This is a genomic window from Streptomyces sp. LE64 (genome assembly GCF_052606915.1).
The window spans coordinates 3,812,306-3,836,452 of record NZ_CP199708.1 but is presented as its reverse complement, the minus strand read 5'-3'; the positions used below and the strand labels follow the sequence as shown (position 1 = coordinate 3,836,452).

Genomic DNA, 24,147 nt, shown 5'->3' with positions numbered 1-24,147 from the left:
TCGGCTCGTCGGCCCAAGTGGCCTCGACGATAGCGGAAGTGATCGTACGGAGGTACGCTGCGTCACGGGTCTCCTTGATCGTCCGGGGGTGTCCCTCCGGGTGGTCGCGGGGTCGGCACCGGAGGCCCGACGGGTGCCGGTCCACCCGCCGCCCCGAGCCTCGTCCGGAGCGAGCCGGCCGCCAACTGCCCCGGTAATGCGGGGAATTACCCGCCATCGAAAAAATTGGCGAATAATACACCTCGGCCAGAAGTCGCGGAACCCTTGAATGCCATTTCCCATCCTGTCGAGTGAATAGCGCGGCCATGAGCCGGAGTTGACGAGTAGCGTCACTCGCGCCTTCGTGGAAACCGTCCGCCGTCACCGGGCCGGTCTCCCGGGGCGGCGACCGCCGGGGCCCCGGCCAACGGACGCGCTCGCCACACGACCGAATGGCAACTGGCAAAATCCGGAGCGAACATGGCAATCCAGCAGGGCTCTACGCGTACGTGGGTCAAGTCCTCCCACTCCACGGGCAACGGCGCGTGCATCGAGGTCAAGTCCCCGCTTGCGCACACCATCAACGTCCGTGACTCCAAGGTCGCCGGGGGACCCGCGCTCGCGCTCGCCCCCGAGTCCTGGACGTCCTTCGTGGCCGGGGTGCACGGGGGCGGGCTCGACCGGGGCTGATGCCCGCCCGTCGCGGCGCGCCGTGCGATCCCCTCGCCCGGTCCGCCGCACCCGTACGACGTGGGCGACCCTCACCGGTCGCCCGAAGAGCCCTCTCGACTGGCCCGCCGTCCCGGCCGAGGGGGCTCGGTCCGTTCCCGGGAACCCCGCGCGGGACGGCCCCGGGTCACTCCCGCGGGTAGCGGGCCAGCCACTCCGGGGAAGAGGCCGCGGGGCCGTGCAGGGACGGCGCCTGGGTCATCTCCATCGCGAAGTCGTCGGCCAGCACCAGGACCGTGGGGCGGCCCTCCAGGGCGGCGAGCCAGGCCGGCGGCAGCGCCGTCTCCCCGTGCAGCGCGCCCAGCAGCGCACCGGTCAGCGCGCCGGCGCCCACCGAGTCCCCGCCGTGGTTGACGGCGAGCGTCAGCCCGTGCCGGATGTCCTCGCCGACCAGGGCGCAGTACAGGGCGGCACCCAACACCCCGGTGGCCTCCCCCGCCCCGAGCAGTTCCTCGACCCGCTCCGGGCCCGGCGCCCCTCCCCGTACCGCGTCCACGGCCTGCTGGAGCGCTTCGGCGACCGGCTCGTGGCCCTCCCACGGTTCGATCGCCTCCAGCGCCTCCTGCACCGCGGCGTCGGGGCCCGTGCCGCGTGCCAGCCCGTGCACCAGCACCGCGAACGCGCCGGCCGCGAGGTGGCCCTCGGGGTGGCCGTGCGTCTGCGCCCCGCACTCGACGGCCAGTTGGGCGACGAGGTGCGGCTCCCAGCCGACCAGCAGCCCGAACGGCGCCGACCGGATCATGGCCTCGCACCCCTTCTCGTCCGGGTTCTTCGGTGCGTCGAGGGTGCCCATGGTCTCGTCGCCGAAGCCCACGATCAGGGAACGGGCCGGGTCGCGCCGGGCGTACAGCCACTCCTCCCGGGCGAGCCAACCGAGGTCGGGGCGGCGCTCGTCGGGGCCCCAGTCGCGTTGGGTCGCCGCCCACCGCCGGTACGCCCGGTGCAGGTCGGTCGGCGGGTGCCAGACGCCGACGTCCCGGCGCACCTGGGCGCGGATCAGCCCGTCCACGGTGAAGAGCGTCAGCTGGGTCGCCCCGGTGACCGTCCCGCGCCGGCCGTGGGCCGTGCCGAGGTCGGTGAGGCCGGCCGCGCCGTACGTCTCGCGGATGGCGTCCAGGTCGAGGGCGGCGACGGGTGCTCCCAGGGCGTCCCCGATCGCGAGGCCGAGCAGGGTGCCCCGCACCCGACTGCGGTAGTCCTGCTGTTCGGCTCGTCCCCACACCGCGGTGGCCGCTGCGCTCACCGACGCTCCCTTCCGCCCCCGCCCGGGCTGCTGGCTCGCTGCACTGTAGTGGACCCGTTGGGTGGGGGTGGCGGCGTCACCGGCGGTGTGCGGGAGACGTGTGGACCGTGTGAGGCTTCGGGGTCGGTGGGGCTGGTGGGGTCGACGCCGTCCCGAGGGGCGGTCACCTCCCGTCACCCCGGGCGTGCGTGGCGTCCACCTCCCGGAAGGGGCCCAGGAAGCGCGCGCGGCCCTCCTCGGCCACCCAGAGGAAGAGGCCGTCGTCCGGGGCGAGCTCGCCGTTCTCGGCGAAGCGGAAGGTGCGGGTGACGCCGCGGTAGGGCCGGGTGCGCAGGGCGCGGGCCAGGGCGACGCGGTCGAGCACGGGGAGACCGTCCAGGGTGCGGGCGACCAGGCCCAGGGCGTCGTACGACTCGGCGGCGCCGGGCGGGACGGGTCCCGCCCCGTACCGCTCCCGGTGGGCGGCGACGAAGTCGGCGGCCCGGTCCAGGCCCCGGGGGTCGACCAGCGTGGAGGCGATGGCCCACCCCCGGGCGGCCGGGCCCGCGGCGGTCAGGAACGCGGCGGTGCCGGCGGGTTGGGTGAGGGCCCGGCCGCCGTCGAAGCGGGTGGCGGCCAGGGCCCGGGCGCAGCGCGCCGCCCGCTGCGGGGAGGTGCCGCAGTAGACGAGGCCCTGCGCCCCGGCCGCCAGGGCGGCGGCCACCGCGGGGCCGAAGTCGTCGTCCCGTGCCGCCACGGTGTGCACCGAGACGGTGCCCCCGGTCGGCGGGAACTGGCGCACCGCCCTGACCAGGGAGTAGCTCCGGTCACCGGCCTCACGGTCGTCGATCAGCGCGGTGCGGCGGGCGGGCCGTACCGCGGTGAGCCAGTGCAGGACGGGTGCCGCCAGGTTGTCGGGGGGCGGGCTGAGCAGCACCACGGGGTGGTCGGGCGTGCCGGGGGCGGCGTCGGCCGCGCTGCGGGCGGCGTCGGTCACCCATGCCGTCAGCAGCGGCAGCCCCGCCTTCACGTAGCCGGGGAGCACCGGGACGGCCGTCGCGTCACCGGTCGGCCCGAGCACGGCGTACACCCGGGGGTCCTCGACGAAGCGGCGGGCCGCCTCGCGGGCGCGCCGCGGTTCGCCGCCGTCGTCCCGGCTGAGGAGGCGGAGGGTGTGCGCCCGGTCCGGGCGGGCGTTGTGCGCGGCGACGGCGAGCCGGGCGCCGCGTTCCTGGGCCAGGCCGCGGGCCCGGCCCGGGCCGGAGGTGTCGCCGTGCAGGCCGATGGTGACCTCCGGGACGGCCGGGCGCCGGGGGGTGCCGGGACCGGGCCGGGCGGCGAGGTAGGCGGTGGTGCCGGCGGCCAGTGCCCCGGCACCGCCGAGCCACAGGAACCGCCGCCGGCGCGGGCCGGGCACGGGCACGGGAGCGGTGGTGGGCGGCGGTTCGGGCAGGTCGAGGACCCGGGCGGAGCGTTCGGCGATCAGCGCGGGCAGGTCGGGCGGCAGCCAGGCGTCGTCCCCGGGGGCGCCCGCCCGGTCGGGGACCGGGCCCAGTTCGACGGCGAGGGCGGCGGCGGTGGGCCGGTGGGCGGGGTCCTTGGCCAGGCAGCGGGCCAGGAGGTCCCGCCAGGGGCCGGCGGCGACGCCCGCGAGGTCGGGCGGGTCCTGCACGGTGCGGGCCAGGACGGCGAGGGCCGGGCCGGTGCCGAACGGGCGGCGGCCGGTGGTCGCGTGGGCGAGGACGCAGCCCAGGGCGAACACGTCGCTCGGCGGGCCGACCTCGCCGCTGCGGGCCAGGGCCTGTTCGGGTGCCAGGTAGCCGGCGGTGCCGACCACCGCGTCGGTGGCGGTGAGCGCGGTGGCGCCCAGGGAGCGGGCAATGCCGAAGTCGATGAGTCGGGGCCCGTCGAGGGCCAGCAGGACGTTGCCCGGTTTGACGTCCCGGTGGACGAGGCCGACGGCGTGCACCTCGGTGAGCGCCGCCGCGAGCCGGGCGCCGAGGCCGCGGGCGGCGTGCGGCGGGAACGGACCGCGCTCGGCGAGGGCTTCGGCGAGGGAGGGGCCGGGGACGAAGGCGGTGGCCAGCCAGGGTTCGCGGGCCTCCGGGTCGGCCGCGACCACCGGGACCACGAACCGGTTGGCCAGCCGGCGGGCGCTGTCGACCTCCCGTCGGAACCGGGTCCGGAACGCCGGGTCCGCCGCGTACTCGGCACGGATCGCCTTGACGGCGACCAGGGCGCCGCCGGTGGAACGGGCCAGGTACACCACGCCCATGCCGCCCGCGCCGAGGCGGGCCAGCAGCCGGTATCCGCCGATCTCCCCGGGGTCGGCCCCCGTCAGCGCCCGCATGTCCGCGTTCCGTTCCCCTCCGTCGTTCCCCCGTCCGGCCGGTCTTCCGTCGTGGTCAGCTCCCCGGGGGACTCGTCGGGGCCGGGCCGAGGTGGTGGAACGCGCCGTTCCTGACCTCGTGGAGGTGCACGCCGCGGGGGGAGTCGAACTCGCCGGTGTCCGCCGTGAACACCAGGGGTTTGGTGACGCCCTCGTACCTCGCTTCGCGCAGCGGGCGGCTGAGGGACCGCGGTTCGGGGCGGGCGCCCCCGTCGGCGGCCCGCTCCAGTTCGCGGATCACCAGGTTCACCGCGTCGTAGGTCTCCGCCGCCCAGGGGCCGGGGGGCGCGTCGAACCGGGCCCGGTGGGCGTCGGCGAACCGGCGTGTCCCGGGGGCGCCGGGGCCGATCGCGGCGGCGACGACCCGCCAGCCCTCGGCGGCGGCCCCGGCCCGGCGCGGGAACGCGGGGTCGAAGGCGGGCTCGGCGGCGTACCGGGGCCCGGTGAAGCGGCGGGCGGCGAGGGTGCGGGCCAGTCGGGCCGCGCCGACGGCCGGGCCGCAGTACAGGAAGGCGTCGACGCCCGCGTCGAGCATTCCGTCCACGACCGGCCCGAAGCCGTCGCCGAGGGAGGCCGGCACGACCCGGGGGTGGGCGGGGCGGCCCAGTTGCCGGAAGGCGTGGGCGGCCATCCCCGCGTACGTCCAGGCCGTGGTCTCGTCCGCCCGGTCCTGGATGATGCCCGGCCGGCGCGGTCCGGCGGCGGCCAGGGCGTACGCGACCTGCGCCGCCGCGTAGGCGTGCGCGGGGCGGGCGCGCAGGAACATCCGGGACTGGCCCTGCTCGGGGCTGGTGCGGCCGTTGGTGACGGTGAGCACGGGGACCGTCGCGCCCTCGTACACCGTCAGCGCGGCGTCCGAGGTGCGGTCGGTGCTGGAGCCGATGACGGCGAGGACGTCCCGGTCGGCGACGAGCCGGCGGGCCGCGGCCGCGGCCCGCTCCGGCCGGCCGGCGTCGTCGCTCGTCCTCAACGTCAGCTCGAAGGAGCGCAGGCCCCGCGCGTTGTACTGCTCCACGGCCAACCGGGCCGCGCGTTCCTGGGCGCGGCCGACCTGCGCGGTGGGGCCCGAGAAGTCGCCCTGGAGGCCGAGGGTCCAGCGGCGGGCCGAGGGCCCGTCCGCCGCGGAACCGTTCCGGCGCCAGGCCCAGAGGCCGGCTCCGCCGCCCCCGGCGAGGACCAGGCCGCCGGCGGCGAACGCCAGGAAACGGCGCCGGCCGCCGGGGGCGGACCGGGGCGCGTCGACCCGGGTGGGCTCGATGTCGGGCAGGGCGAGCATCGCCGCCGAACGGTCGGCGATCAGCCGCACCACCGGGGGCGGCAACCAGTCGGCGGGGCCCGGCGCCCCGTCCTCGGCGACGGCGGCCTCCACCTCGGCCGCGGTGGGGCGCTCGGCGGGGTCCTTGGCGAGGCAGCGGCGCAGCAGGGCGACCAGGTCGGCGGCCGCCGGACCGGGCGCCGGTCCGGGGGCGTCCCGCGGTGCGTCACGGGGCTCGGTGCCGAGGGCGAGGCGCGGGTCGGGGCGGGACTCCGGGCCGGGTCCGGCGGCCGGGGCGGCGATGCCGTCGAGGTCGGGTTCGTCGTGGACGGTGCGGTACAGCAGCGCGTCGACGGCGCCGGAACCGAACGGGGGCCGTCCGGTGGCGGCGTAGGCGAGCAGACAGCCGAGGGCGAACACGTCGCTGGCCGGGCCGAGTTCGGTGCCGTCGGCGCGGGCCTGTTCGGGGGCGAGGAAGCCGGGGGTGCCGATGACGAGGTCGGCGGAGGTGAGCGCGGTGCCGTCCACGGCGCGGGCGATGCCGAAGTCTATGAGCCGGGGCCCGTCGACGGCGAGGAGGACGTTGCCGGGCTTGACGTCCCGGTGCACCAGGCCCGCGGCGTGCACCGCGCCCAGCGCGCTCGCCAGCGCCCCGGCGAGGTACCGCACGCTGCGCACGGGCAGCGGCCCGCACGCCGCCACCGCCTCCTGGAGCGGCGGCCCGGGCACGAAGGCGGTGGCCAGCCAGGGCTGTTCGGCGTCCAGGTCGGCGCCGGTCACCGGGACGGCCCAGGGGCTGTCCACCCGGCGGGCGGCGTCCGCCTCGCGGCGGAAGCGGGCCCGGAAGTCCTCGCTGTCGGCGTGCTCGGCCCGGATGACCTTGACCGCGGCGAGGGCCCCGGACGCGGCGCGGGCGAGGTAGACGACGCCCATGCCGCCGGCGCCGAGCCGGGCGAGCAGTCGGTGGCCGCCGACGGCCGGCGGATCGTTCGGGAGCAGGGGTTCGGTCATGCCCCGGCCCCCAGGGCCTCGGTGAGCCGTGCCTTCATGTAGACGAGTACCTGCGCGGCGGAGCGGCGCAGCTCCTGGTCCTCGAAGCCCTCGGCGCCCTTGATGACCAGGGCGACGGTGACCGGGCCCAGGCGGTCCTGGTGCCAGGCGTAGTAGGCGGGCTCGCCGCCGACGCGCTCGTCGAGGAACCGGCCGCCCTCCATCAGGGTGTCGTCGGAGGTGCGGTTGGCGCCGTCGCCGAAGCCCGCGCCCATGGACATCAGGCCGGTGATCCGTTCGCTGCCGCCGAGCCGTTGGTCGGGGCAGCGCAGGGCCTCTTCGAGGGTCTCCGCCATCTCCCAGTCGGCGCTGGACTCGGTGCGGTGCACGGTCACCGTCGCGGCGACCCGGAGGGTGCCCCTGCCGTCGGCGGCGGGGAGGCGGCTGCGGCGGGTGAAGCTGGCGAGGACGTCCCGGGGCAGTGCGCCGCCGCGCCAGGTGCAGGAGGCGTCCAGCACGTTCCAGGCGGCGGGGCCGCTCTCGTACGGGGTGGCCCGCCGGTAGTCGCGGCCGAGGTCCTCGGGTCCGGCCGCGACCACCCGGGCGAGGGCGAGGGCGGCGGCCCGGTCGCGGGGGACGCGCGCGGGGTCGGGGTCGAAGTCGAAGCCGGTGGGTCCGGGGACGGGGGGATCGCCGCCGCCGCGGGGGGCGCCCTGCGCCCCGGTGGGGGTGGTGGTCGCCGGGTCCTTCCCGTCCGACCGCTCCCCTCCCCCGCCGCCGCATCCCGCGAGCAGCACCGCGCACAGCCCGGCGGCGCCCGCCGTCCGGGCGAGGGCCCCCGCCCGTTTCACGTCACTCATCCGTCTCCCCACCCGAGCCGGGTGGGCGGGCCCGCCGCGCCGTCCGTACCTCGGCGCCGGTGACCCGCCCGTGGCTTCCCGCCCCCTGCGACGTGCTCCGCGGGGCCGTTGGTTCCGCCCCGCCGGCATCGGTGCAGGGCCGGGTCGGGGCGCTACCGGCGGTGGGAGTCGCCCAAGCCCGGCGGACGGTTGCGGGCCCCGGGCCCGTAGTTCTGCCGGTCCTCGTACGCCTGGATCCGTCGCTGCTGTTCGATGAGGAGGCCGTCGACGTTCTCGGTGGTCGAGGACGGCCGGCGCAGCAGGACGACGACCAACACCCCTACGATCGCCGCCAGCACCCCGAAGAAGCTCGCCAGGAACAGCACGCTCGTCACCCCCCGTGATCCGTCGTCCGCACGCCCGCCGGGTCGTCGCCCGGCCGGCCGAGGGCTCGAACGGGCGCCGCAGTCCGGTCGAGGATAATGCAGGCCCGCCGGTCGTGCCAGGGCATCGTTGCTGGTGGAGGCCCCGCTGACGGGGTCGGCGGGCGCTCGTATGCTCGCCGTATGACAGATGCCCGGACCCCGTCAGGCCCCGCCGATCACGCAGTTCCCGCCCGAGGGGGCGTGGCCGGGCCGACCGCCAACTCGCTGCGCAGAGCGTTGCGTAGGGCCCGGGACGGGGTCGCGCTGGACCTCGCCGAGGCGACCGTGCTGCTCCAGGCCCGCGGCGCGGACCTGGAGGACCTGTGCGCCTCGGCGGCCCGGGTCCGGGACGCGGGGCTGGAGGCGGCGGGCCGGCCCGGGGTCATCACCTACTCCAAGAGCGTGTTCATCCCGCTGACCCGGCTGTGCCGGGACACCTGCCACTACTGCACCTTCGTCACCGTCCCCGGCAAGTTGCGCCGGGCCGGGCACGGCATGTTCCTCTCGCCCGACGAGGTGCTGGACATCGCCCGGCGCGGCGCCGAACTGGGCTGCAAGGAGGCGTTGATCACCCTCGGGGACAAGCCCGAGGCCCGGTGGCCGGAGGCCCGCGCCTGGTTGGCCGCGGAGGGGTACGACGACACCCTGGCGTACGTGCGGGCGATGTCGATCCGCATCCTGGAGGAGACGGGGCTGCTGCCGCACCTCAACCCGGGGGTGCTGAGCTGGACGGACCTCCAGCGGCTGAAGCCGGTGGCGCCGTCGATGGGCATGATGCTGGAGACGACGGCGACCCGGCTGTGGAGCGAGCCGGGCGGCCCGCACCACGGTTCGCCCGACAAGGAGCCCGCGGTCCGGCTGCGGGTGCTGGAGGACGCGGGCCGCAGTTCGGTGCCGTTCACCAGCGGACTGCTGCTGGGCATCGGCGAGACGTACGAGGAGCGCGCGGAGTCGCTGTTCGCGCTGCGGAAGGTGGCCCGCGCCTACGGGGGCGTCCAGGAGCTGATCATCCAGAACTTCCGGGCCAAGCCGGACACGGCGATGCGCGGCAGGCCGGACGCGGAGTTGGACGACCTGGTGGCCGCGGTGGCGGTGGCCCGGCTGCTGATGGGCCCGGCGGGGTGCATCCAGGCCCCGCCGAACCTGGTGGACGAGGAGTACGGGCGGCTGATCCGGGCCGGCGTCGACGACTGGGGCGGGGTGTCGCCGCTGACCATCGACCACGTCAACCCGGAGCGGCCGTGGCCGCGGATCGAGGAGTTGGCGCGGCACTCGGCGGCGGCCGGCTTCACGCTGCGCGAACGGCTGTGCGTGTACCCGGAGTTCGTGCAGCGGGGCGAGCCCTGGTTGGACCCGCGGGTGCTGCCCCACGTGCGGGCGCTGGCCGACCCGGTGACCGGGCTGGCCGATCCGGACGCCCGGCCGGTGGGGCTGCCCTGGCAGGAGCCCGACGAGGGGTTCGCCGCGCCCTCGGGCCGCACCGACCTGCACCGCACCATCGACACCGAGGGCCGCACCGCCGACCGGCGGGAGGACTTCGACGCGGTGTACGGCGACTGGGAGGCGCTGCGCGAGGCCGCCGCGCCGGGGATGGTGCCGTCCCGGATCGACGGGGACGTGCGCGGTGCGCTGCGCACCGCGGCGGACGATCCGACCCGGCTGGACGACGCCCAGGCGCTGGCGCTGCTGCACGCGGACGGCCCGGCGCTGGACGCGCTGTGCGGGGTGGCGGACGACCTGCGCGCGTCGGTCGTCGGCGAGGAGGTGACGTACGTCGTCACCCGGAACATCAACTTCACCAACGTCTGTTACACGGGCTGCCGGTTCTGCGCCTTCGCGCAGCGCCGCACCGACGCCGACGCCTACACGCTGTCCCTGGAGCAGGTCGCGGACCGGGTGGCGCAGGCGTGGGACGTGGGTGCGGTCGAGGTGTGCATGCAGGGCGGCATCCACCCGGACCTGCCCGGGACGGCGTACTTCGACCTGGCGCGGGCGGTGAAGGCCCGGGTGCCGGGCATCCACCTGCACGCGTTCTCGCCGATGGAGGTCGTCAACGGGGCGAGCCGCACCGGGCTGTCGATCCGGGAGTGGCTGGCGGCGGCCCAGGAGGCGGGGCTCGACTCGGTGCCGGGCACGGCGGCGGAGATCCTGGACGACGAGGTGCGCTGGGTGCTCACCAAGGGCAAGCTGCCGACGGCCACCTGGCGGGAGGTCATCGAGACGGCGCACGAACTGGGCCTGCGCTCCTCGTCCACGATGATGTACGGGCACGTGGACCAGCCCCGGCACTGGCTGGGGCACCTGCGGACCCTGGTGGAGGTGCAGGAACGGGCGCAGGAGAAGGGCGTCGCGGGGTTCACCGAGTTCGTGACGCTGCCCTTCGTGCACACCAACGCCCCGGTGTACCTCGCGGGCATCGCCCGCCCCGGTCCGACGACCCGGGACAACCGGGCGGTGACCGCGATGGCCCGCCTGCTGCTCCACCCGCACGTGCGCAACATCCAGACGAGCTGGGTGAAGCTGGGCGCCGAGGGGGCGGCGGAGATGCTGCGGTCCGGGGCGAACGACCTGGGCGGCACCCTGATGGAGGAGACCATCTCCCGGATGGCCGGCTCGGGCTACGGCTCATACCGCTCGGTCAAGGACCTGGTCGCCATCGCGGAGGCGGCGGGCCGGCCGGCCCGGCCCCGGACGACCCTGTACGGGGAGGTCCCCGAGGAGCGGCAGCGGGCCGCGGCGGCCTCGGACGGTCACCTGCCGCGGCTGCTGCCGGTGCTTCCCACGGGCGAGGAGTAGGGCGGGGCGGGGCGGCCGGAGGGCGGGGCGGATCGGCGGAGGATCAGCCTCCGCCGTGATCACGGACCGGGTAGGTTCACCCCATGTCGAGTCGTCTCCTCGAACTGCACGTCGAGAACTTCCGCAGCCTGCGCGACGTGACCGTCCCGCTCGGTCCGCTGACCGTGCTGGTGGGGCCGAACGGTGTGGGCAAGTCCAATGTGCTGAAGGTCTTCGACTTCCTCGCCGACATCATCCGCACCGACCTCCAGCCCGCGCTGGACGCCCGGGGCGGTTTCGACGAGGTCGCCTTCTGGGGCGGTGTCAAGCCGCCCACGTCCATGCGCATCCAGCTCAAGGCCACCTGGACGAGCCACTCCACCCTGAACGCGCCCGACGAGTACGACCTGACGATCCGGCGCCGTTCGCTGCGGTCCCACGGGCCCGCCTACACGCTCTCCCGCAAGGAGGTCTTCGCGTTCAAACGGACGCGAGGGCGGGGGCGGCGCATCACCATCTCCGGTGAGGAGGCGCACGTCGTCGACCAGCGCTCCGGCAAGGAGGAGGGCAGCGGGAGCAGCTTCGGCATCCGCCGGCTGAGCAGCGGTCTGTCCACCCTCCCCCGGCTCGGCCCCTCGGACGGCGGCGACGAGGTGTCCCGGGTCGCCGACCGTCTCTCCTCCTTCCGGGTGTTCGACGTCGACGTGGCCGCTGCCCGGCTGCCCACCCGGCTGCACGCCGCGGACATGGCGACCCTGGCACCGCACGCGGAGAACCTGGCCGCGTTCCTGATCAGCCTGAGTGCTCGGGACGACCTCTGGGAGCGCCTCGTCGAGGACGCCCGGCACGTCCTCCCTCAGTTGGAGAACATCGAGTTCGAGGAGGTCGGCGGGGCGATCGACCAGCTCACGGTGGTACTGCGGGAGCGCGGACTGCGCCGGCTGACACCGCTGGCCGACGCCTCCTACGGCACGGTCCGACTGCTCGGCCTGCTCGCCCTGCTGTACGACCCCCGTCCGGCGGCGTTCACCTGCATCGAGGAGATCGACCACGGCTTGCACCCCCAGGCGCTGGAGTTGGTGGTGCAGCGGTTGCGCGAAGCCTCCGAGCGCACCCAGTTCATCGTCGCGACCCACTCTCCCGCTCTGGTCAACCGGTTGCGTCCCGGGGAGTTCCTGGTCTGTGACCGGGACGAGGAGGGCGCGTCGATCATTCCGGCGCTGACCGTGGACGAGGTGGAGGCGATCGTCGAGGCGTCCGGGGACCAACCGCTGGGCGAACTCTGGTTCGCGGGCGTGCTGGGCGGCGATCTGACCGGGGATGCGCTGTGACGGGCCGGGACCGGGGCGGCGACCGGCGGGGCGGCGCACGGGGACGCGTGATCGTCCTCGCCGGCGAGGACCAGAACGACTGCGAGATCGTGGCGGCCTTGATACGCGCGCACCGGCCCGACCTGTGCACGGCCGCCAAACTGGTCCGCATCAACGATCCCGTGCGGTTGCGCCGCAAGTCCGGCCAGGAACTGGCCGTGGCGGCGAAGGCCCTCGTCGGGAAGGCGCGGGCCAAGGCCCTCCAGCAGCGTTCGGAACTCCTGGGGTTGGTGGTCCACGAGGACCTGGACGGGTTCACCGACCCGCAGTACCGGAAGGTGCGGGCGTCGGTCGCGGACGCTCTGAGGACCCAGTGCGGCGGAGCCCTCACCGCCCTGGCACTCGCCGCCTGGGAGTCCGAGGGCTGGCTCCTCCTCTTCCCGGACGCCTTTGCGCGCGTGCACCCGAAGTGGAAGGTCCCCGCTCAGTTGCGCGGCAAGGACTCGGGGCGGCTCAAGGGGCCCAAGGAAGAACTCAAGAGACGGCTCGGCTCTCCCGTCTTCCGCGAGAGCGACGGCCCCGCGGTCGCCCGCCGCGCTCTGGAGCACGGGCTGGTCTCCGTTCCGGAGGGTCGGAACGACTCCTACGCCGACTTCGTCGAGGAGTTGGCGAGCTGGGCCCCGCCCGCCGCGCGCTGACGCCCCGCCGCGGCCCCGCGGGGAAACGGGGGCGCCCTGCGAGACTGGCCGGGTGAACGCTCAGAAGCCGGTCCGGTGCGTCCAGTGCGGGCACACGTGCGTGATCCTGGCCCAGGCCGCCGATCCGGAGACGCGGCTCCCCCGGTGGCGCTACACCTGTCTGGACTGCCGGATCGCCTGGTGGGTCGACCAACACGGGGGCACCGCCACGGACTACGCCCGCCGGGACCCGCCGTCCTGACCCGTGCCCGGCCTCCGCGCGGGACGGGCCCGTACAACCTTTCGGCGGGCGTAGTCGTCCTGCGCATGTCGACGTCATCCGGTACGGCGGGCCCGCCGTACCGGATGACGCCCGGACGCGTGGACCGTGCGTCCGGGCCTCGGGCAGGCAACCGCGGGGACCGCCGTCGGCATCCTCCGGTCCGGAAGGCACCCGGCATCCGGCCGGGGCCGCGCCGCCCCGGCTCCGCCCACGGGTCGACGTCGGGACCGGGGGCGTCGAAGACGACGAGGAGACCGTTCGTGGACCGTGTCGCGGGGAACGGCTCGCCGCCGGCGCCGGGAGGGCCCCGGGTGGCGGCCGGGGTCCTCCCGGAGACCGCAACGGCTCCGCGCCCGGCCCGTCGCCGTCGACCGGGCGCGGGCGGAACCCCTCGTTCAGGGGAACCGGTCGGGAACCTTCCACCGGCGTACGGGTGTCCACCCTGGGTACGACCGCCCTTGTGCGGGGCCGGACGTCGACGGACGAAGCACCACACCCGACTACTGTGACAGGCGCATATCAAGACTGACTCTTCGTGTAGGAACAAGGCACACTGACGAAACCTCAGGAATCACGTCAGGCAGGGCAGGGGAACGCATGGACGGAGTACCGCGAGTCCCGGATCAGCGCCGCCCGGCGGCACCCGCTTCCGGTCGGCCCGCGACCCCGCACGTCGGCGGGGCCCGGGCGCACGACCGGGAGGGGGCGGGCGGCACCGGAGCCACGGTGACCGGACCCGCCGGCGGGGCCGGCGCCGCACCGGACCCGGGGCACGGCCACCGGACGCACACCGACGCCGACAGCAGGACGCACCACACCGACGACCGCACCGCCGGGGCGCACCCGACCCGGGCCGCGGCGGCCAGCACCCACCAGGCGACCAGCGACGTGCCCGGGGCGGACGCCAGCGCCCTCCCGGCGCCCGGCGCCCCGACCGCGCGACGGCCCGCCGGGGCCGACCGGGCGGCGCCGGAACTCCGCTTCGGGGTGCTGGGCCCGGTGCGGGCCTGGCGCGGGACGGCGCCCCTGGCGACCGGCTCGCCCCAGCAGCGCGCGCTGCTCGCCGCGCTGTTGCTGCGCGAGGGGCGGATGGCCACCGCCGACCAACTCATCGACGCGCTCTGGGGCGAGGAGTCCCCCAGTCAAGCGCTCGCCACCGTCCGCACCTACGCCTCCCGGCTGCGCAAGACGCTCGGGCCGGGCGTACTGAGCAGCGAGGCGGGCGGCTACGCGATCCGGGTGCCGCCCGAAGCGCTCGACCTCACCCGGGCCGAGGACCTGTCCGCCGCGGCGGACAAGGCCCGCACCGGGGGCGACCTGCCCCGGGCCCGCGCCCTGCTGAGCGAGGCGCTCGCGCACTGGGAGGGCGAGCCCCTGGCGAGCCTGCCCGGACCGTACGCGCAGAACCAGCGCACCCGGTTGGAGGAGTGGCGGCTCCAACTCCAGGAGACCCGACTGGACCTGGACCTGGAACAGGGCCACCACGCCGAGTCGATCTCCGAACTCACCGCACTGACCGCCGCCCATCCGCTGCGCGAACGGCTGCGCGAACTGTTGATGCTGGCGCTCTACCGCAGCGGACGCCAGGCCGAGGCGCTCGCCGTCTACGCCGACACCCGGCGGCTGCTCGCCGAGGAGCTGGGCGTGGACCCGCGCCCCGACCTCAGCGGACTGCACCAGCGCATCCTGCGCGCCGACCCCTCGCTGAGCCAACCCGTCGCGACCGCACCCGAGCCGGCGCCCACCCCGGCCCGTCCCGCGCAACTCCCGGCGACGGTACCGGACTTCACCGGACGTTCGACCTTCGTGGCCGAGCTGAGCGAGGTGCTCACCACCGCCGAGGGGCGGGTCATGGCGGTGTCGGCGGTCGCGGGCATCGGCGGCGTCGGCAAGACCACCCTCGCGGTGCACGTGGCGCACGCCTCGCGGGCCGGCTTCCCGGACGGGCAGCTGTACGTCGACCTCCAAGGCGCCGGCCCCCGGGCCGCCGAGCCCGAGGCGGTGCTCGGCGCGTTCCTGCGGGCGCTCGGCACCCCGGAGCCGTCGATCCCCAAGACGCTGGAGGAGCGCGCCGCCCTGTACCGCACGGTGCTCGACGGGCGGCGGGTGCTCGTGCTGCTGGACAACGCGCGGGACGCCGCCCAGGTGCGCCCGCTGCTGCCCGGCACCGAGGGCTGCGCGGCGCTGGTGACCTCCCGGGTGCGCATGGTGGACCTGGCCGGAGCCCACCTCGTGGACCTCGACGTGATGTCCCCCGAGGAGGCCCTGCAACTGTTCACCCGGATCGTCGGCGCCGAACGCGTCGGCGCCGAACGCGAGGCCGCGCTCGACGTGGTCGCCGCCTGCGGCTTCCTGCCGCTGGCCATCCGGATCGCCGCCTCCCGGCTGGCCGCCCGCCGCACCTGGACGGTGTCGGTGCTCGCCGCCAAGCTCGCCGACGAGCGCCGCCGGTTGGACGAGCTCCAGGCCGGCGACCTCGCGGTGAAGGCCACCTTCGAGTTGGGCTACGGCCAGTTGGAGCCGGCGCAGGCCCGGGCGTTCAGGCTGCTGGGCCTCGCGGACGGCCCGGACCTCTCGCTGTCGGCGGCGGCCGCCGCCCTCGACCTGTCGGAGGAGGAGGCCGAGGACCTCCTCGAAGGGCTGGTCGACATCTCCCTGTTGGAGTCGGCGGCGTCCGGCCGGTACCGGTTCCACGACCTGCTGCGGCTGTACGCGCGGGCCTGCGCCGAACGGGACGAGCAGCACCCCGAGGAGTGCTCCGCCGCCCTCGGGCGGCTGCTCGACTTCTACCTCGCCACCACGGCCGGGGTGTACGCGCTGGAGCGCCCCGGGGACCGCACCGTCGACCACCTGGAGCCCACCAGCCACCCCGGGCTGTCCTTCACCGACCCGGGGCCGGCGCTGGACTGGCTGTACTCGGAGGCCGAGTGCCTGCTGGCCGCCGTCCGCCAGGGCGAGCGGCCCGAGGGGCTGCGCCGCGCGGTGGACCTGCTGATCGCGGCGAAGGCACTGGCCGAGACGGGGGTGGGTGCCCGTCGCTACGAGACCGCGGCCGGCGCGCTGCGGGACGCCGCGGTCCGCGTCGGCGACGTCCGCACGGCGGCCCGGGCGGGCCTGACCCTGACCCTGGTGCACAGCACAGGGGGCCGGTTCGCCGAAGCCGAGGCCGAGGCCCGGCGGGCGCTGGAACTCAGCGCGGGCACCGACGACCCGTGGGTGCGCTGCAACGCACCCAACGAGCGCGGCATCATCGCCCTGTACGAGGGGCGGCACGCGGAGGGCGAGCGCCATCTGGGCGACTCCATCGCGGCGTTCCGGGCGGACGGCAACCGACCGGGCGAGGCGAGCGCCCTGTGCAACCTGTCGCGCATCCAGCTCGCCGCCGGGCGCACCGAGAGCGCGGTGCGCCTCGCCGAGGAGGGCGTGGCGATCTACGACCGGATCGGGCTCACGCTGCGGCTGGCCAACGGCCGCTACGCGCTGGGGATGGCGCTCACCCAGGCCGGCCGGCTCACCGAGGCGCTGGGGCAGCTCACCGCCGCGCTATCGGTGTTCCGCGAGTCGCGGCAGCGGCTGTGGGAGGGGATGAGCCTGTTCCGGCTGGCCGAGGCCCATCTGGTGGGCCAGCGTCCCGCGCAGGCCGCGGCCCTCGCCGAGCAGGCGCTGGCCGCACTGCGCGAGATCGGCGGTCCGTGGCGGCGCGGCAACGTGCTGACCCTGCTGGGGCGGGCCCTCGCCCGGCTGGGCCAGTCGGACCGCTCCCGCGCCTGTCTGACCGAGGCCCTCGCCATCTACGAGGAGTTGGGCTCGCACGAGGCCGAGGAGGTGCGCGGCCTGCTGGCGCCGGCCGCCGCGGCCTGAGCACCCGTCACCGAGGTGCCGCTCCCCGGCCGTCCGGGGGGCGGCACCTGCGCGTCCGGGGCGGGTGCGGAGGGCGGACAGTATCCAAAAACTTGCCGATTCAGAAATCTTGCCGTCTGTGCAAGATTTTTCTACCCTTCTCCCATGTCCCCCATCGACGAGCCCTCCGCGGACGGACCGCCCGGACTGCGCGAGCGCAAGAAGCGGCAGACCCGACTCGCCCTGAGCCGGGCGGCGATCCGGCTGTGCGTGCTGCACGGCTGGGCCGAGGTGACGATCGAACGGATCGCCGCCGAGGCCGACGTCTCGGTCCGCACCTTCCGCAACTACTTCGCCGGCAAGGCGGAGGCGATCGCCCACAGCCACCTGGAGCGGATGACCGGGGTCGCCGAGGACCTGCTCGCCCGGCCGGCCGACGAGCCGCTGTGGGAAGCGCTCCGCCGCGCCGTCCTGGGCCGGTTCGCACCGCCCGACTCCGTTCCGCAGGACCCGCGGTGGCGCGAGGGCGTACGGCTGATGCTGACCGAGCCGGCCCTGGCCGGCGAGATCGTCAAGGCCGGCGCCGCCGCCGAACGGACGCTGGCCGCCGCCGTCGCTCGGCGCACCGGCACCGACCCCGATCACGACCTCCACCCGAGGCTGGTCGCGGCGGTCGTCGCGGCCGGCAGCGCGGTGGCCGTCGAACACGGTCTGCGCTCCGCGTCCGCCGAACCGCTCGACACGGTCCTCACCCGGGTGTTCGAGCAGCTCGCCGCCGGCCTGCCCGTCCCGCAACCGGGGCCGCACGGCCCCCGACCCGCCGAGGAGACCCGACCGTGACAGCCGACGTGATCGTCGTGGGCGGCGGCCCGAACGGGCTGATGCTCGCCTGCGAACTGAGCCTGGCCGGCATCCGCCCGATCGTGCTGGAGCAACTCCCCCGACCCAGTACCGTGCCGAAGGCCAACGGCCTGCTGGGGCAGGTGGTGCGCCTGATGGACCACCGGGGGCTGCACGAGCCGCTCAGCGGCAGCCCGGAGCCGCCGTTACCGAACTCGGCCTACTTCATGTTCGGCGCGCTCGGCCTCGACCTCAGCCTGCTGGACTCCAGCCCGCTCTTCGGCCTGGCCGTGCCGCAGCACCGCATCGTGGAGGTCCTGGCGGAACGGGCCCTCGCCCTCGGCGTGGACCTGCGGCGCGGCCACCGGGTGCACGCTCTCGCCCAGGACGCACGGACGGTCACCCTCGACGTCACCGGTCCCGACGGCGAGCAACGGCTGAGCGCCCGCTACGCGGTCGGCGCGGACGGGGCGCACAGCGTGCTCCGCAAGCTCGCCGGGATCGGCTTCCCCGGCGTCGGCTACGACCGCCGCACCAACCGCACCGCGCACGCCGACGTTCCGGCCGACTGGATCGACCCGGTCAACGGGGCCCTCGCGATCCCCGGACGCGCACCGGTCCTGCCCTTCCTGCCCCACCTCACCGACCGGGGCAGCTTCTCCTACGCCCCCTTCCCCGGCCACCCGCCGCTGGTCAGCACCACCGAGTGGGACCAGCCCGCCTCCGACGGGCCGATGACGCTGGCCGAGCTGGCGTCGAGCGTCGAGCGGGTCCTCGGCGTCGAACTGCCGCTCGGCGCCCCGGACGGAGCGGGCCCGCACGTGCTGCGTCGACTGGACGGCGGCCACACCCGGGTCGCCGAGCGGTTCCGCGACCGCCGGGTCCTGCTGGTCGGCGACGCCGCCCACGTCTACGCCTCCGGCGGCGGCCCCGGGCTGAACCTCGGTCTCCAGGACGCCGCCAACCTCGGCTGGAAGCTGGCCGCGACCCTGCGCGGCACCGGCCCCGCGGGACTGCTCGACAGCTACGACGCCGAGCGCCGCCTCGCCGCCCGGCGCATGCTGCTCAACGCCCGGGCGCAGGCGGCGCTGACCGCGCCGGGGGAGGACGCCGCCGCCCTGCGCGAGCTGCTCACCGAGCTGCTGCGGGGCGAGCAGGTCGTCCAGCACCTCGCCGACCTGGTCGCGGGCAGCGACGTGCGCTACGACATGGGCGTCACCGACCCCCACCCCGCGGTCGGCCGCTTCGCGCCGGAGCTGGAGGTGGAGCTGGACACCGGGACGGAGCGGGTCCGGCTCGCCGAGCTCGCCCGGAGCGGTCGTCCCCTGCTGGTCGACCTGACCGCGGACCGGTCGCCGGCGGCGGCCCTCCCGGCCGGGCAGGGCGCCGTCGACCCGGTCCTCGCCCGCGGCGGCCCGGACGGCCTCACCGGCCTGCTGGTGCGCCCCGACGGCATGGTGGCCTGGGCCTGCGGCTCGCTGCGCCCGGACGCGGCGGAACTGGCCGAACTGCGGGCGGCCGTCCGGCGCTGGTTCGGGGCCTGAGCCCCGGGACCGGTCGGGACGGCGGCGGGTGCGGCCCCGGGCCGGCGCACCCCCCGCCCGCCGTCGGCCGTCCTGCCGGGTGAGGTCCGGGCGGTCCGGGGCCGGCCGGAAATCCTCCGGTCACCGGGGCGTTCATCGTTCGTTTATCGCCCGGGCCCATCATTCGGGCATCGGGTCGTCTTAGCGGGGGGCGGACGAACCGAGCGGGCGGACGGCCATCCCCTGGGGACAGCCATCCGACCCGGTTCGTCCGGCACCCGACGGGGGTGTTGCCGGACGGATCCATCGCAAACGGCTCCCAGAAACAGGAGTTCAGCACCATGAGCAACACCGAGAAGCCCGGCAAGGTCAAGCCCACGGACAGCCACGCCACCGACGAGCCCGTCATGGGCACCACGGACAGCCACGCCACCGGCGGCAAGACCAAGACCACGGACAGCCACGCCACCGGCGGCAAGGCCAAGCCCGTCGACAGCCACGCCACGGGCGGCAAGCCGTAGGCCCGAGGCACCGACCGGGGGGAGACGGGGGAAGCACACAGGGGGACGGGGGAAGACGAACCGCGGCGGCACCGAGGGGGAGCCGCCGCGGTTCGTTGTCGTCGTGTTCCCGCGCCGGTGGTCCCCGCATCGACGACCGGGCGAAGGACGCCCGGTGACCACAACCGCAGGGAGAGACACCATCATGATCCGCGCAGCGAAACTACTCGCCGTGACCGCCCTCGCCGCCGGGGCGGCCCTCGGCGCGTCGGGGGTCGCGACAGCCGACCAGCACGCCACCGGCGGCAAGGAGGGCGTCCAGGTCCGCCCCCTCGACCAGCACGCGACCGGGGGCCAGGCTCGCGTCGCCGACCAGCACGCCACCGGCGTCCGCTGAGGGCCGACCGCGGCCCGGCACGGCCGCGGGGCGAAGCGCCGGGGAACCGTCGCTGACCGGCCCTGATCGACGGTCGGCCCACGGCCGGGACGCCGCGCCGGCACGGCACCGCCGTGTCCGGGGCGGCGTCCGCCCCGTCTGGCGAACCCGTGGCACCGGGCGTAGCGTCGGTGGCGTGAGGCCGAAGGAGGCGACACCGATGGCGCGCAACGTCCTCGGATCGCTCCTCGCCCTCCTCGGTGCGACGGCCGCCGTCTGGAGCCCCTTCCGTGCCTGGTACGACGGCCGTCCCGGGCGGTACTACGAGGTGGGCGAGTTGTTCACCGCCCGAGGTGTCAGCGACGCGCGGGCGGAGCTGTTCCTCTCCCTGTTCCTGCCCTTCCTGGCCGCTGCCGTGCTGGCCCTGGTCGGGGTGGTGCTCCGCTCCCGGCTCGCGGTGGCCGTGGCCGGGGTGGTGGTGCTCGGGTTCACCGTGTTGTGGATGGTCCGCACGGGGCAGGCGATGGGCGAGTTGGCCGTCACCAGCGACGGTCGGGGGCTCGGCTGGGGTGTCGTCGGCGGGCTCGGCGGCGGGCTGCTGCTCCTGCTGGGCGCGGCCGTGATGTCCGGTCGGCGCCCCGCCCGCGCCCGCTACGGGACGGTGCCGCCGCGCGGGGAGCCGCCGCCCGAACCGCCGCCGGGCGGCTGAGGTTCAGTCGGGTTCCTCGGTCGGCGGCTCCCCCTCGACGAGTCGTTCGGCGATCTCGTCGCCCCACTCCCCGGCCCAGGCACGCAGTTCGGCGGTCGCCCGGCGCCCCAGTCCGTAGGCGCGGAACTCCCGGTCGTCGAGCCAGGCGGCGCCGGCCAGCCGGGCCTGGAGGTCGCGCGGGTCGAAGGTGTCGGGGGCGTGCCGGCGGCCCAGTTCCTCTAGGTCGAGGCGGCTCCAGCGGTCGGCGACGGCGTGCACGTGGACCAGGTCGCGGGCCAACCCCCGGTCGGCGAGTGCCCGCACCTTCGTCCCGATCAGGTCCTCCAGCGCCAACGCCAGCCCGAGGGGCGTGCCGACCGGCGGGTGCCACAGCACCTCCTTGTAGAGGTGGACGCCCACGGGGGCGGAGTCCGGGGCGCTCGGAAGCGGGGCGAGTGCGCCGGGCGGCTCCGGTACGGCCACGGTGAGCCGGGCGGCCAGCGGTCCGCGTTCCTCGGCGGTCACGGTCCAGCCGCGGTGTTCCAGGGCGGTGCGGACGGCGGTGGTGACCTCGGCGAGCGGAGCGGCGGCGGCGGTGGCCAGGTCCACGTCCCGGCTGGCCCGGTCGACCAGGCCGTGGGCGCGGGCGGCCCACCCGCCGGCGAGGGCCAGCCGGTGCGGCCGGCCGGCGGCCAGCAGGGCGGGCAGGAGGCTGCGGTGCGGTTCGCCCGGGGCCGGCCCGGCGGTGGACGTCGTGGAGGGCATGGGGCGATTGTCCCCGCGGCGGGCGGCGCCCGCCGGTCCACCGCCCCGCCCGTCCCGGTGGTCCACCCCGTGGGACGGACCGGGCCGGGGGCCTCAGCCGTGACGGGCGGTGCCGGTGCCCTTCTCCGCGTCGAGGGCGTACACGCAGCGGTCCTTGCTGCACGCGTAGACCACCCCGGCCTGGACCACCGGGGCGCCGGTGATCTCCCCTCCGGTGGCCAGTTTCCAGCGCAGTCGGCCGTCGTCCGCCTTGAGCGTGTACAGCAGGTGGTCGGTGGAGCCGAAGTGGATGCGGCCCTCGGCGACGACCGGGGTGCCCACCACGTCCCCGCCGGCCTGGAACCGCCACTTGGGCGTGCCGGTCACCGCGTCGAGGGTGTAGAGACCGCGTCCGCTGCCGACGTGGACGTGTCCGTCGGCGACCAGCACGGGTTCGGCGGAGGAGCGGGGTTCGGTGGCGATGCGCCAGCGGTCGCGGCCGTCCGCCGGGTCGAGGGCGTACACGGTGCCCAGGTAGTCGGCGAGGTAGACGCCGCCGCCGGTGACGGCGGGGCCGGGGGCGAAGGCCGGCGGGGCCAGGAAGGCGGCGGGGGCCTCGAAGTGCCAGCGCACCCGACCGGTGGCGGTGTCCAGGGCGAGGACGCGGGTGCCGGCGGCGACGTAGACGTGGCCGTCGGGGGCGTGGGTGACCCGGACGGGCACCCCGCCGCAGGAGGCGGCGTCGCCGATCGGGTAGGACCAGCGTTCCTCCCCGGTGCGGGCGGCCAGGGCGCGCAGCCGCGCGTCGTGCCAGACGTAGACGGTGTCGTCGTGGAGGGCGGGGCCCGCCTCGGCGGTCTCGAAGTCGGTCTGGACCCCGGTGACCTCCCACAGCTTCTGCCCGCCGGAGGCGTCCCACGCCTGGACGGCGCCGCCGCGGGTGGCGGTGACGACGGTGCCCCGGTCGGCGCGGAGCGCGTACACCCAGCCGTCCGCGGACAGGCGCCACAGGTCGGTGCCCTCGCGGGCGTCGAGGGCGTAGAGGGTGGGGCCGTCCGAGGCGATGACCCGGCCGCTGGAGACGGCCATGGACCAGGCCACGTCGCGGGTCTTGAAGCGGCGGCGGCCGGTGGCGACGTCGAGGGCGTGCACCTCGAAGGAGGTGACGTACACGAGGTCGCCGTCGACGGCGGGGGTGCCCCACACGTCGTTGGACATCCGGAACCGCCAGGGGCGCCAGCCGGCGCCGCCGGCCGGTGGCGGGGCCGCGGGGCGGGGCGGGGCGGCGGGTTCGGCGACGGCGCCCGGGCCGGCCGCGGCGGAGCGCGACCAGTGCCCGGAGAGCTGGGCCTCGGGGGAGCCGGCGTGGGCCGGGCGGGCGTCGGCGACCCGGGGTCCGGGGCCGATGGGCACCCGGGCGCCGGCGAGCCGCACCCCGCCGTGGCCGGCGGCGTGCCGTCCGGGTTCGGCGGGGTGCCGGTCGGGGTGGGCGTCGGGGCCGGGGGGCGGTTGGTGCGGCAGCGGCGGGGCGTGCGGCGGGGGCGGCGGTACGCCGGGGGCGCCCCGGCCCCGGCCGCCGCGGGCGCCGCCCTGGGCGGGGGGCGCGCCGTGGCCGTGCGGCGGGGCCTGCGGGTGGGCGGGGGCCGGGAGTTGGGCGGCCTGGGTGCGCCCGCCGCGGCGGGCCTCGATCAGGCTGGTGGCCCGCTCGGGCAGCCAGGCGGACGCGGTGCCGCTGTCGTCGGAGCCGGAGCCGAACAGGTGGGGGGCGAGTTGGGCCTGGAGGTCGGCGGGCGAGGGGCGGGCCGGGGCGTCGGGCTGCATGCAGGACTCGATGAGGGGCCGCAGCTCGTCGGGCAGCCCCGTCAGGTCGGGGCCCTCGCGCAGCAGCATGAACACCGTCTCGACCGGGTTGGCCCCGTGGTACGGGGCGTGGCCGGTGGCGGCGAACACCAGGGTGGAGCCCAGGGAGAAGATGTCGCTGGCGCCGGTGACGCTGCGGGAGTCCTTCGCCTGTTCGGGTGACATGTAGGCGGGGGTGCCGACCGCGACGTTGGTCATCGTCAACCGGGTGTTGGACACCCCGCTGGCGATGCCGAAGTCGATGACCCGGGGCCCGTCCTCGACGACGAGCACGTTGGAGGGCTTCAGGTCGCGGTGGACCAGCCCGGCGCCGTGGATGGACTGGAGCGCCTCGGCCACCCCGGCGGCGAGCCAGCGCACGGCCTGCGCGGGCATCGGCCCGCACTCGTTCACTATTTCTTCGAGGGAGGGGGCGGGCACGTAGGCGGTGGCCAGCCACGGCACGGCGGCCCGAGGGTCGGCGTCCACCACGGCGGCGGTGTAGAAGCCGGAAACGGCCCGGGCGGCCTCCACCTCACGGGTGAAGCGGACGCGGAAGAGCTGGTCCTCCGCGAGCTCCGTCCGCACGGTCTTGATCGCGACGCGTCGACCGGAGGCCGAGCGGGCGAGGTAGACGAGCCCCATGCCGCCGGCACCGAGCCGCCCCAGCACCTCGAACGGGCCGATCCGTCTCGGATCATGCTGTGTCAGCTGATCCACCACTTGCCTGCCACCTCCCCGTACGGGCCGCCTCCGCGAACACGACCCCGTGCAGCGTCTCACCACCGAACCGCCAGGGCGGCACGCACCCCGATTCTTCCTGCCCCGGGGGCCTGTTGCGAACCCGAGGACGAAACGGGATGTCTACGACTAGTCATCCCATTCGCCGCACGCCGCCCCCTTCCCGTCGGGCGCCTGACGGTC

18 protein-coding genes are annotated in these 24,147 nt (G+C 76.0%); 11 read left to right on the top strand and 7 right to left on the bottom strand.

Features of this window, described 5'->3' with window-relative positions; genetic code table 11:
• Positions 1 to 459 precede the first annotated feature (459 nt).
• The gene (locus ACSMX9_RS17475; RefSeq protein ID WP_351245466.1) at positions 460 to 669 is read left to right on the top strand and encodes a DUF397 domain-containing protein; all 210 of its coding nucleotides are present in this window, start codon (positions 460 to 462) and stop codon (positions 667 to 669) included.
• 166 nt (positions 670 to 835) lie between these two features.
• Here ACSMX9_RS17475 and ACSMX9_RS17470 read toward each other — a convergent pair whose 3' ends face one another.
• The 5 genes from ACSMX9_RS17470 to ACSMX9_RS17450 all read right to left on the bottom strand — a co-directional run bounded on the left by ACSMX9_RS17470 (position 836) and on the right by ACSMX9_RS17450 (position 7,798).
• On the bottom strand, positions 836 to 1,951 hold the full coding sequence (locus ACSMX9_RS17470) for an ADP-ribosylglycohydrolase family protein (protein WP_445395024.1): 1,116 nt from the start codon (positions 1,949 to 1,951) through the stop codon (positions 836 to 838).
• Positions 1,952 to 2,114: 163 nt separating this feature from the next.
• Positions 2,115 to 4,280 (bottom strand): bifunctional serine/threonine-protein kinase/ABC transporter substrate-binding protein, encoded by a 2,166-nt coding sequence (locus ACSMX9_RS17465; protein ID WP_445395023.1) that lies wholly within the window; start codon positions 4,278 to 4,280, stop codon positions 2,115 to 2,117.
• A gap of 55 nt (positions 4,281 to 4,335) precedes the next feature.
• Positions 4,336 to 6,585: a bifunctional serine/threonine-protein kinase/ABC transporter substrate-binding protein gene (locus ACSMX9_RS17460; protein WP_445395022.1), complete on the bottom strand. Its 2,250-nt coding sequence runs from the start codon at positions 6,583 to 6,585 to the stop codon at positions 4,336 to 4,338.
• Positions 6,582 to 7,424, bottom strand: a complete 843-nt coding sequence (locus ACSMX9_RS17455; RefSeq protein ID WP_445395021.1) for a hypothetical protein — start codon at positions 7,422 to 7,424, stop codon at positions 6,582 to 6,584. Before ACSMX9_RS17455 ends, ACSMX9_RS17460 begins: the two co-directional genes overlap by 4 nt.
• Before the next feature lie 152 nt (positions 7,425 to 7,576).
• A complete protein-coding gene (locus ACSMX9_RS17450) occupies positions 7,577 to 7,798 on the bottom strand; it encodes a hypothetical protein (protein ID WP_445395020.1) in 222 nt (73 codons plus the stop codon).
• A gap of 171 nt (positions 7,799 to 7,969) precedes the next feature.
• Here ACSMX9_RS17450 and ACSMX9_RS17445 point away from each other — a divergent pair, with 171 nt between their 5' ends.
• The 10 genes from ACSMX9_RS17445 (at position 7,970) to ACSMX9_RS17400 (ending at position 20,661) form a co-directional block, all read left to right on the top strand.
• Positions 7,970 to 10,624, top strand: coding sequence for a bifunctional FO biosynthesis protein CofGH (locus tag ACSMX9_RS17445; protein WP_445395019.1), 2,655 nt, complete (start codon positions 7,970 to 7,972; stop codon positions 10,622 to 10,624).
• An 83-nt stretch (positions 10,625 to 10,707) separates the two neighbouring features.
• Complete coding sequence (locus tag ACSMX9_RS17440) at positions 10,708 to 11,934, top strand: AAA family ATPase (protein ID WP_445395018.1); 1,227 nt, start codon at positions 10,708 to 10,710, stop codon at positions 11,932 to 11,934.
• Positions 11,931 to 12,611 carry a hypothetical protein gene (locus tag ACSMX9_RS17435; RefSeq protein ID WP_445395017.1) on the top strand — a complete coding sequence of 227 codons (681 nt, stop codon included), beginning with the start codon at positions 11,931 to 11,933 and terminating at the stop codon, positions 12,609 to 12,611. The genes ACSMX9_RS17440 and ACSMX9_RS17435 overlap by 4 nt, the downstream gene beginning before the upstream one ends.
• A 52-nt stretch (positions 12,612 to 12,663) precedes the next feature.
• Positions 12,664 to 12,852 (top strand): hypothetical protein, encoded by a 189-nt coding sequence (locus ACSMX9_RS17430; protein WP_351245484.1) that lies wholly within the window; start codon positions 12,664 to 12,666, stop codon positions 12,850 to 12,852.
• Positions 12,853 to 13,761: 909 nt separating this feature from the next.
• Positions 13,762 to 16,734 (top strand): BTAD domain-containing putative transcriptional regulator, encoded by a 2,973-nt coding sequence (locus ACSMX9_RS17425; RefSeq protein WP_445403015.1) that lies wholly within the window; start codon positions 13,762 to 13,764, stop codon positions 16,732 to 16,734.
• 144 nt (positions 16,735 to 16,878) lie between these two features.
• On the top strand, positions 16,879 to 17,553 hold the full coding sequence (locus tag ACSMX9_RS17420) for a TetR/AcrR family transcriptional regulator (RefSeq protein ID WP_445395016.1): 675 nt from the start codon (positions 16,879 to 16,881) through the stop codon (positions 17,551 to 17,553).
• Complete coding sequence (locus tag ACSMX9_RS17415) at positions 17,550 to 19,097, top strand: FAD-dependent monooxygenase (RefSeq protein WP_445395015.1); 1,548 nt, start codon at positions 17,550 to 17,552, stop codon at positions 19,095 to 19,097. Before ACSMX9_RS17420 ends, ACSMX9_RS17415 begins: the two co-directional genes overlap by 4 nt.
• A 320-nt stretch (positions 19,098 to 19,417) precedes the next feature.
• Positions 19,418 to 19,597 (top strand): hypothetical protein, encoded by a 180-nt coding sequence (locus ACSMX9_RS17410; protein WP_445395014.1) that lies wholly within the window; start codon positions 19,418 to 19,420, stop codon positions 19,595 to 19,597.
• A gap of 184 nt (positions 19,598 to 19,781) precedes the next feature.
• Positions 19,782 to 19,973: a hypothetical protein gene (locus ACSMX9_RS17405; RefSeq protein WP_445395013.1), complete on the top strand. Its 192-nt coding sequence runs from the start codon at positions 19,782 to 19,784 to the stop codon at positions 19,971 to 19,973.
• Positions 19,974 to 20,172: 199 nt separating this feature from the next.
• Positions 20,173 to 20,661, top strand: a complete 489-nt coding sequence (locus tag ACSMX9_RS17400) for a hypothetical protein (protein ID WP_445395012.1) — start codon at positions 20,173 to 20,175, stop codon at positions 20,659 to 20,661.
• 3 nt (positions 20,662 to 20,664) lie between these two features.
• Here ACSMX9_RS17400 and ACSMX9_RS17395 read toward each other — a convergent pair whose 3' ends face one another.
• Together ACSMX9_RS17395 and ACSMX9_RS17390 are read right to left on the bottom strand one after the other, a co-directional pair.
• Positions 20,665 to 21,405, bottom strand: coding sequence for a nucleotidyl transferase AbiEii/AbiGii toxin family protein (locus tag ACSMX9_RS17395; protein WP_445395011.1), 741 nt, complete (start codon positions 21,403 to 21,405; stop codon positions 20,665 to 20,667).
• Between the two features lie 93 nt (positions 21,406 to 21,498).
• Positions 21,499 to 23,946: an outer membrane protein assembly factor BamB family protein gene (locus ACSMX9_RS17390; RefSeq protein WP_445395010.1), complete on the bottom strand. Its 2,448-nt coding sequence runs from the start codon at positions 23,944 to 23,946 to the stop codon at positions 21,499 to 21,501.
• Positions 23,947 to 24,147: the final 201 nt, after the last annotated feature.

Bases quoted from the DNA above. Each gene is read 5' to 3' on its own strand.
- ACSMX9_RS17475 (WP_351245466.1), top strand. From the start codon at position 460: ATGGCAATCCAGCAGGGCTCTACGCGTACGTGGGTCAAGTCCTCCCAC.
- ACSMX9_RS17465 (WP_445395023.1), bottom strand. From the start codon at position 4,280: ATGCGGGCGCTGACGGGGGCCGACCCCGGGGAGATCGGCGGATACCGG.
- ACSMX9_RS17460 (WP_445395022.1), bottom strand. From the start codon at position 6,585: ATGACCGAACCCCTGCTCCCGAACGATCCGCCGGCCGTCGGCGGCCAC.
- ACSMX9_RS17455 (WP_445395021.1), bottom strand. From the start codon at position 7,424: ATGAGTGACGTGAAACGGGCGGGGGCCCTCGCCCGGACGGCGGGCGCC.
- ACSMX9_RS17445 (WP_445395019.1), top strand. From the start codon at position 7,970: ATGACAGATGCCCGGACCCCGTCAGGCCCCGCCGATCACGCAGTTCCC.
- ACSMX9_RS17440 (WP_445395018.1), top strand. From the start codon at position 10,708: ATGTCGAGTCGTCTCCTCGAACTGCACGTCGAGAACTTCCGCAGCCTG.
- ACSMX9_RS17420 (WP_445395016.1), top strand. From the start codon at position 16,879: ATGTCCCCCATCGACGAGCCCTCCGCGGACGGACCGCCCGGACTGCGC.
- ACSMX9_RS17410 (WP_445395014.1), top strand. From the start codon at position 19,418: ATGAGCAACACCGAGAAGCCCGGCAAGGTCAAGCCCACGGACAGCCAC.
- ACSMX9_RS17405 (WP_445395013.1), top strand. From the start codon at position 19,782: ATGATCCGCGCAGCGAAACTACTCGCCGTGACCGCCCTCGCCGCCGGG.
- ACSMX9_RS17400 (WP_445395012.1), top strand. From the start codon at position 20,173: ATGGCGCGCAACGTCCTCGGATCGCTCCTCGCCCTCCTCGGTGCGACG.
- ACSMX9_RS17395 (WP_445395011.1), bottom strand. From the start codon at position 21,405: ATGCCCTCCACGACGTCCACCGCCGGGCCGGCCCCGGGCGAACCGCAC.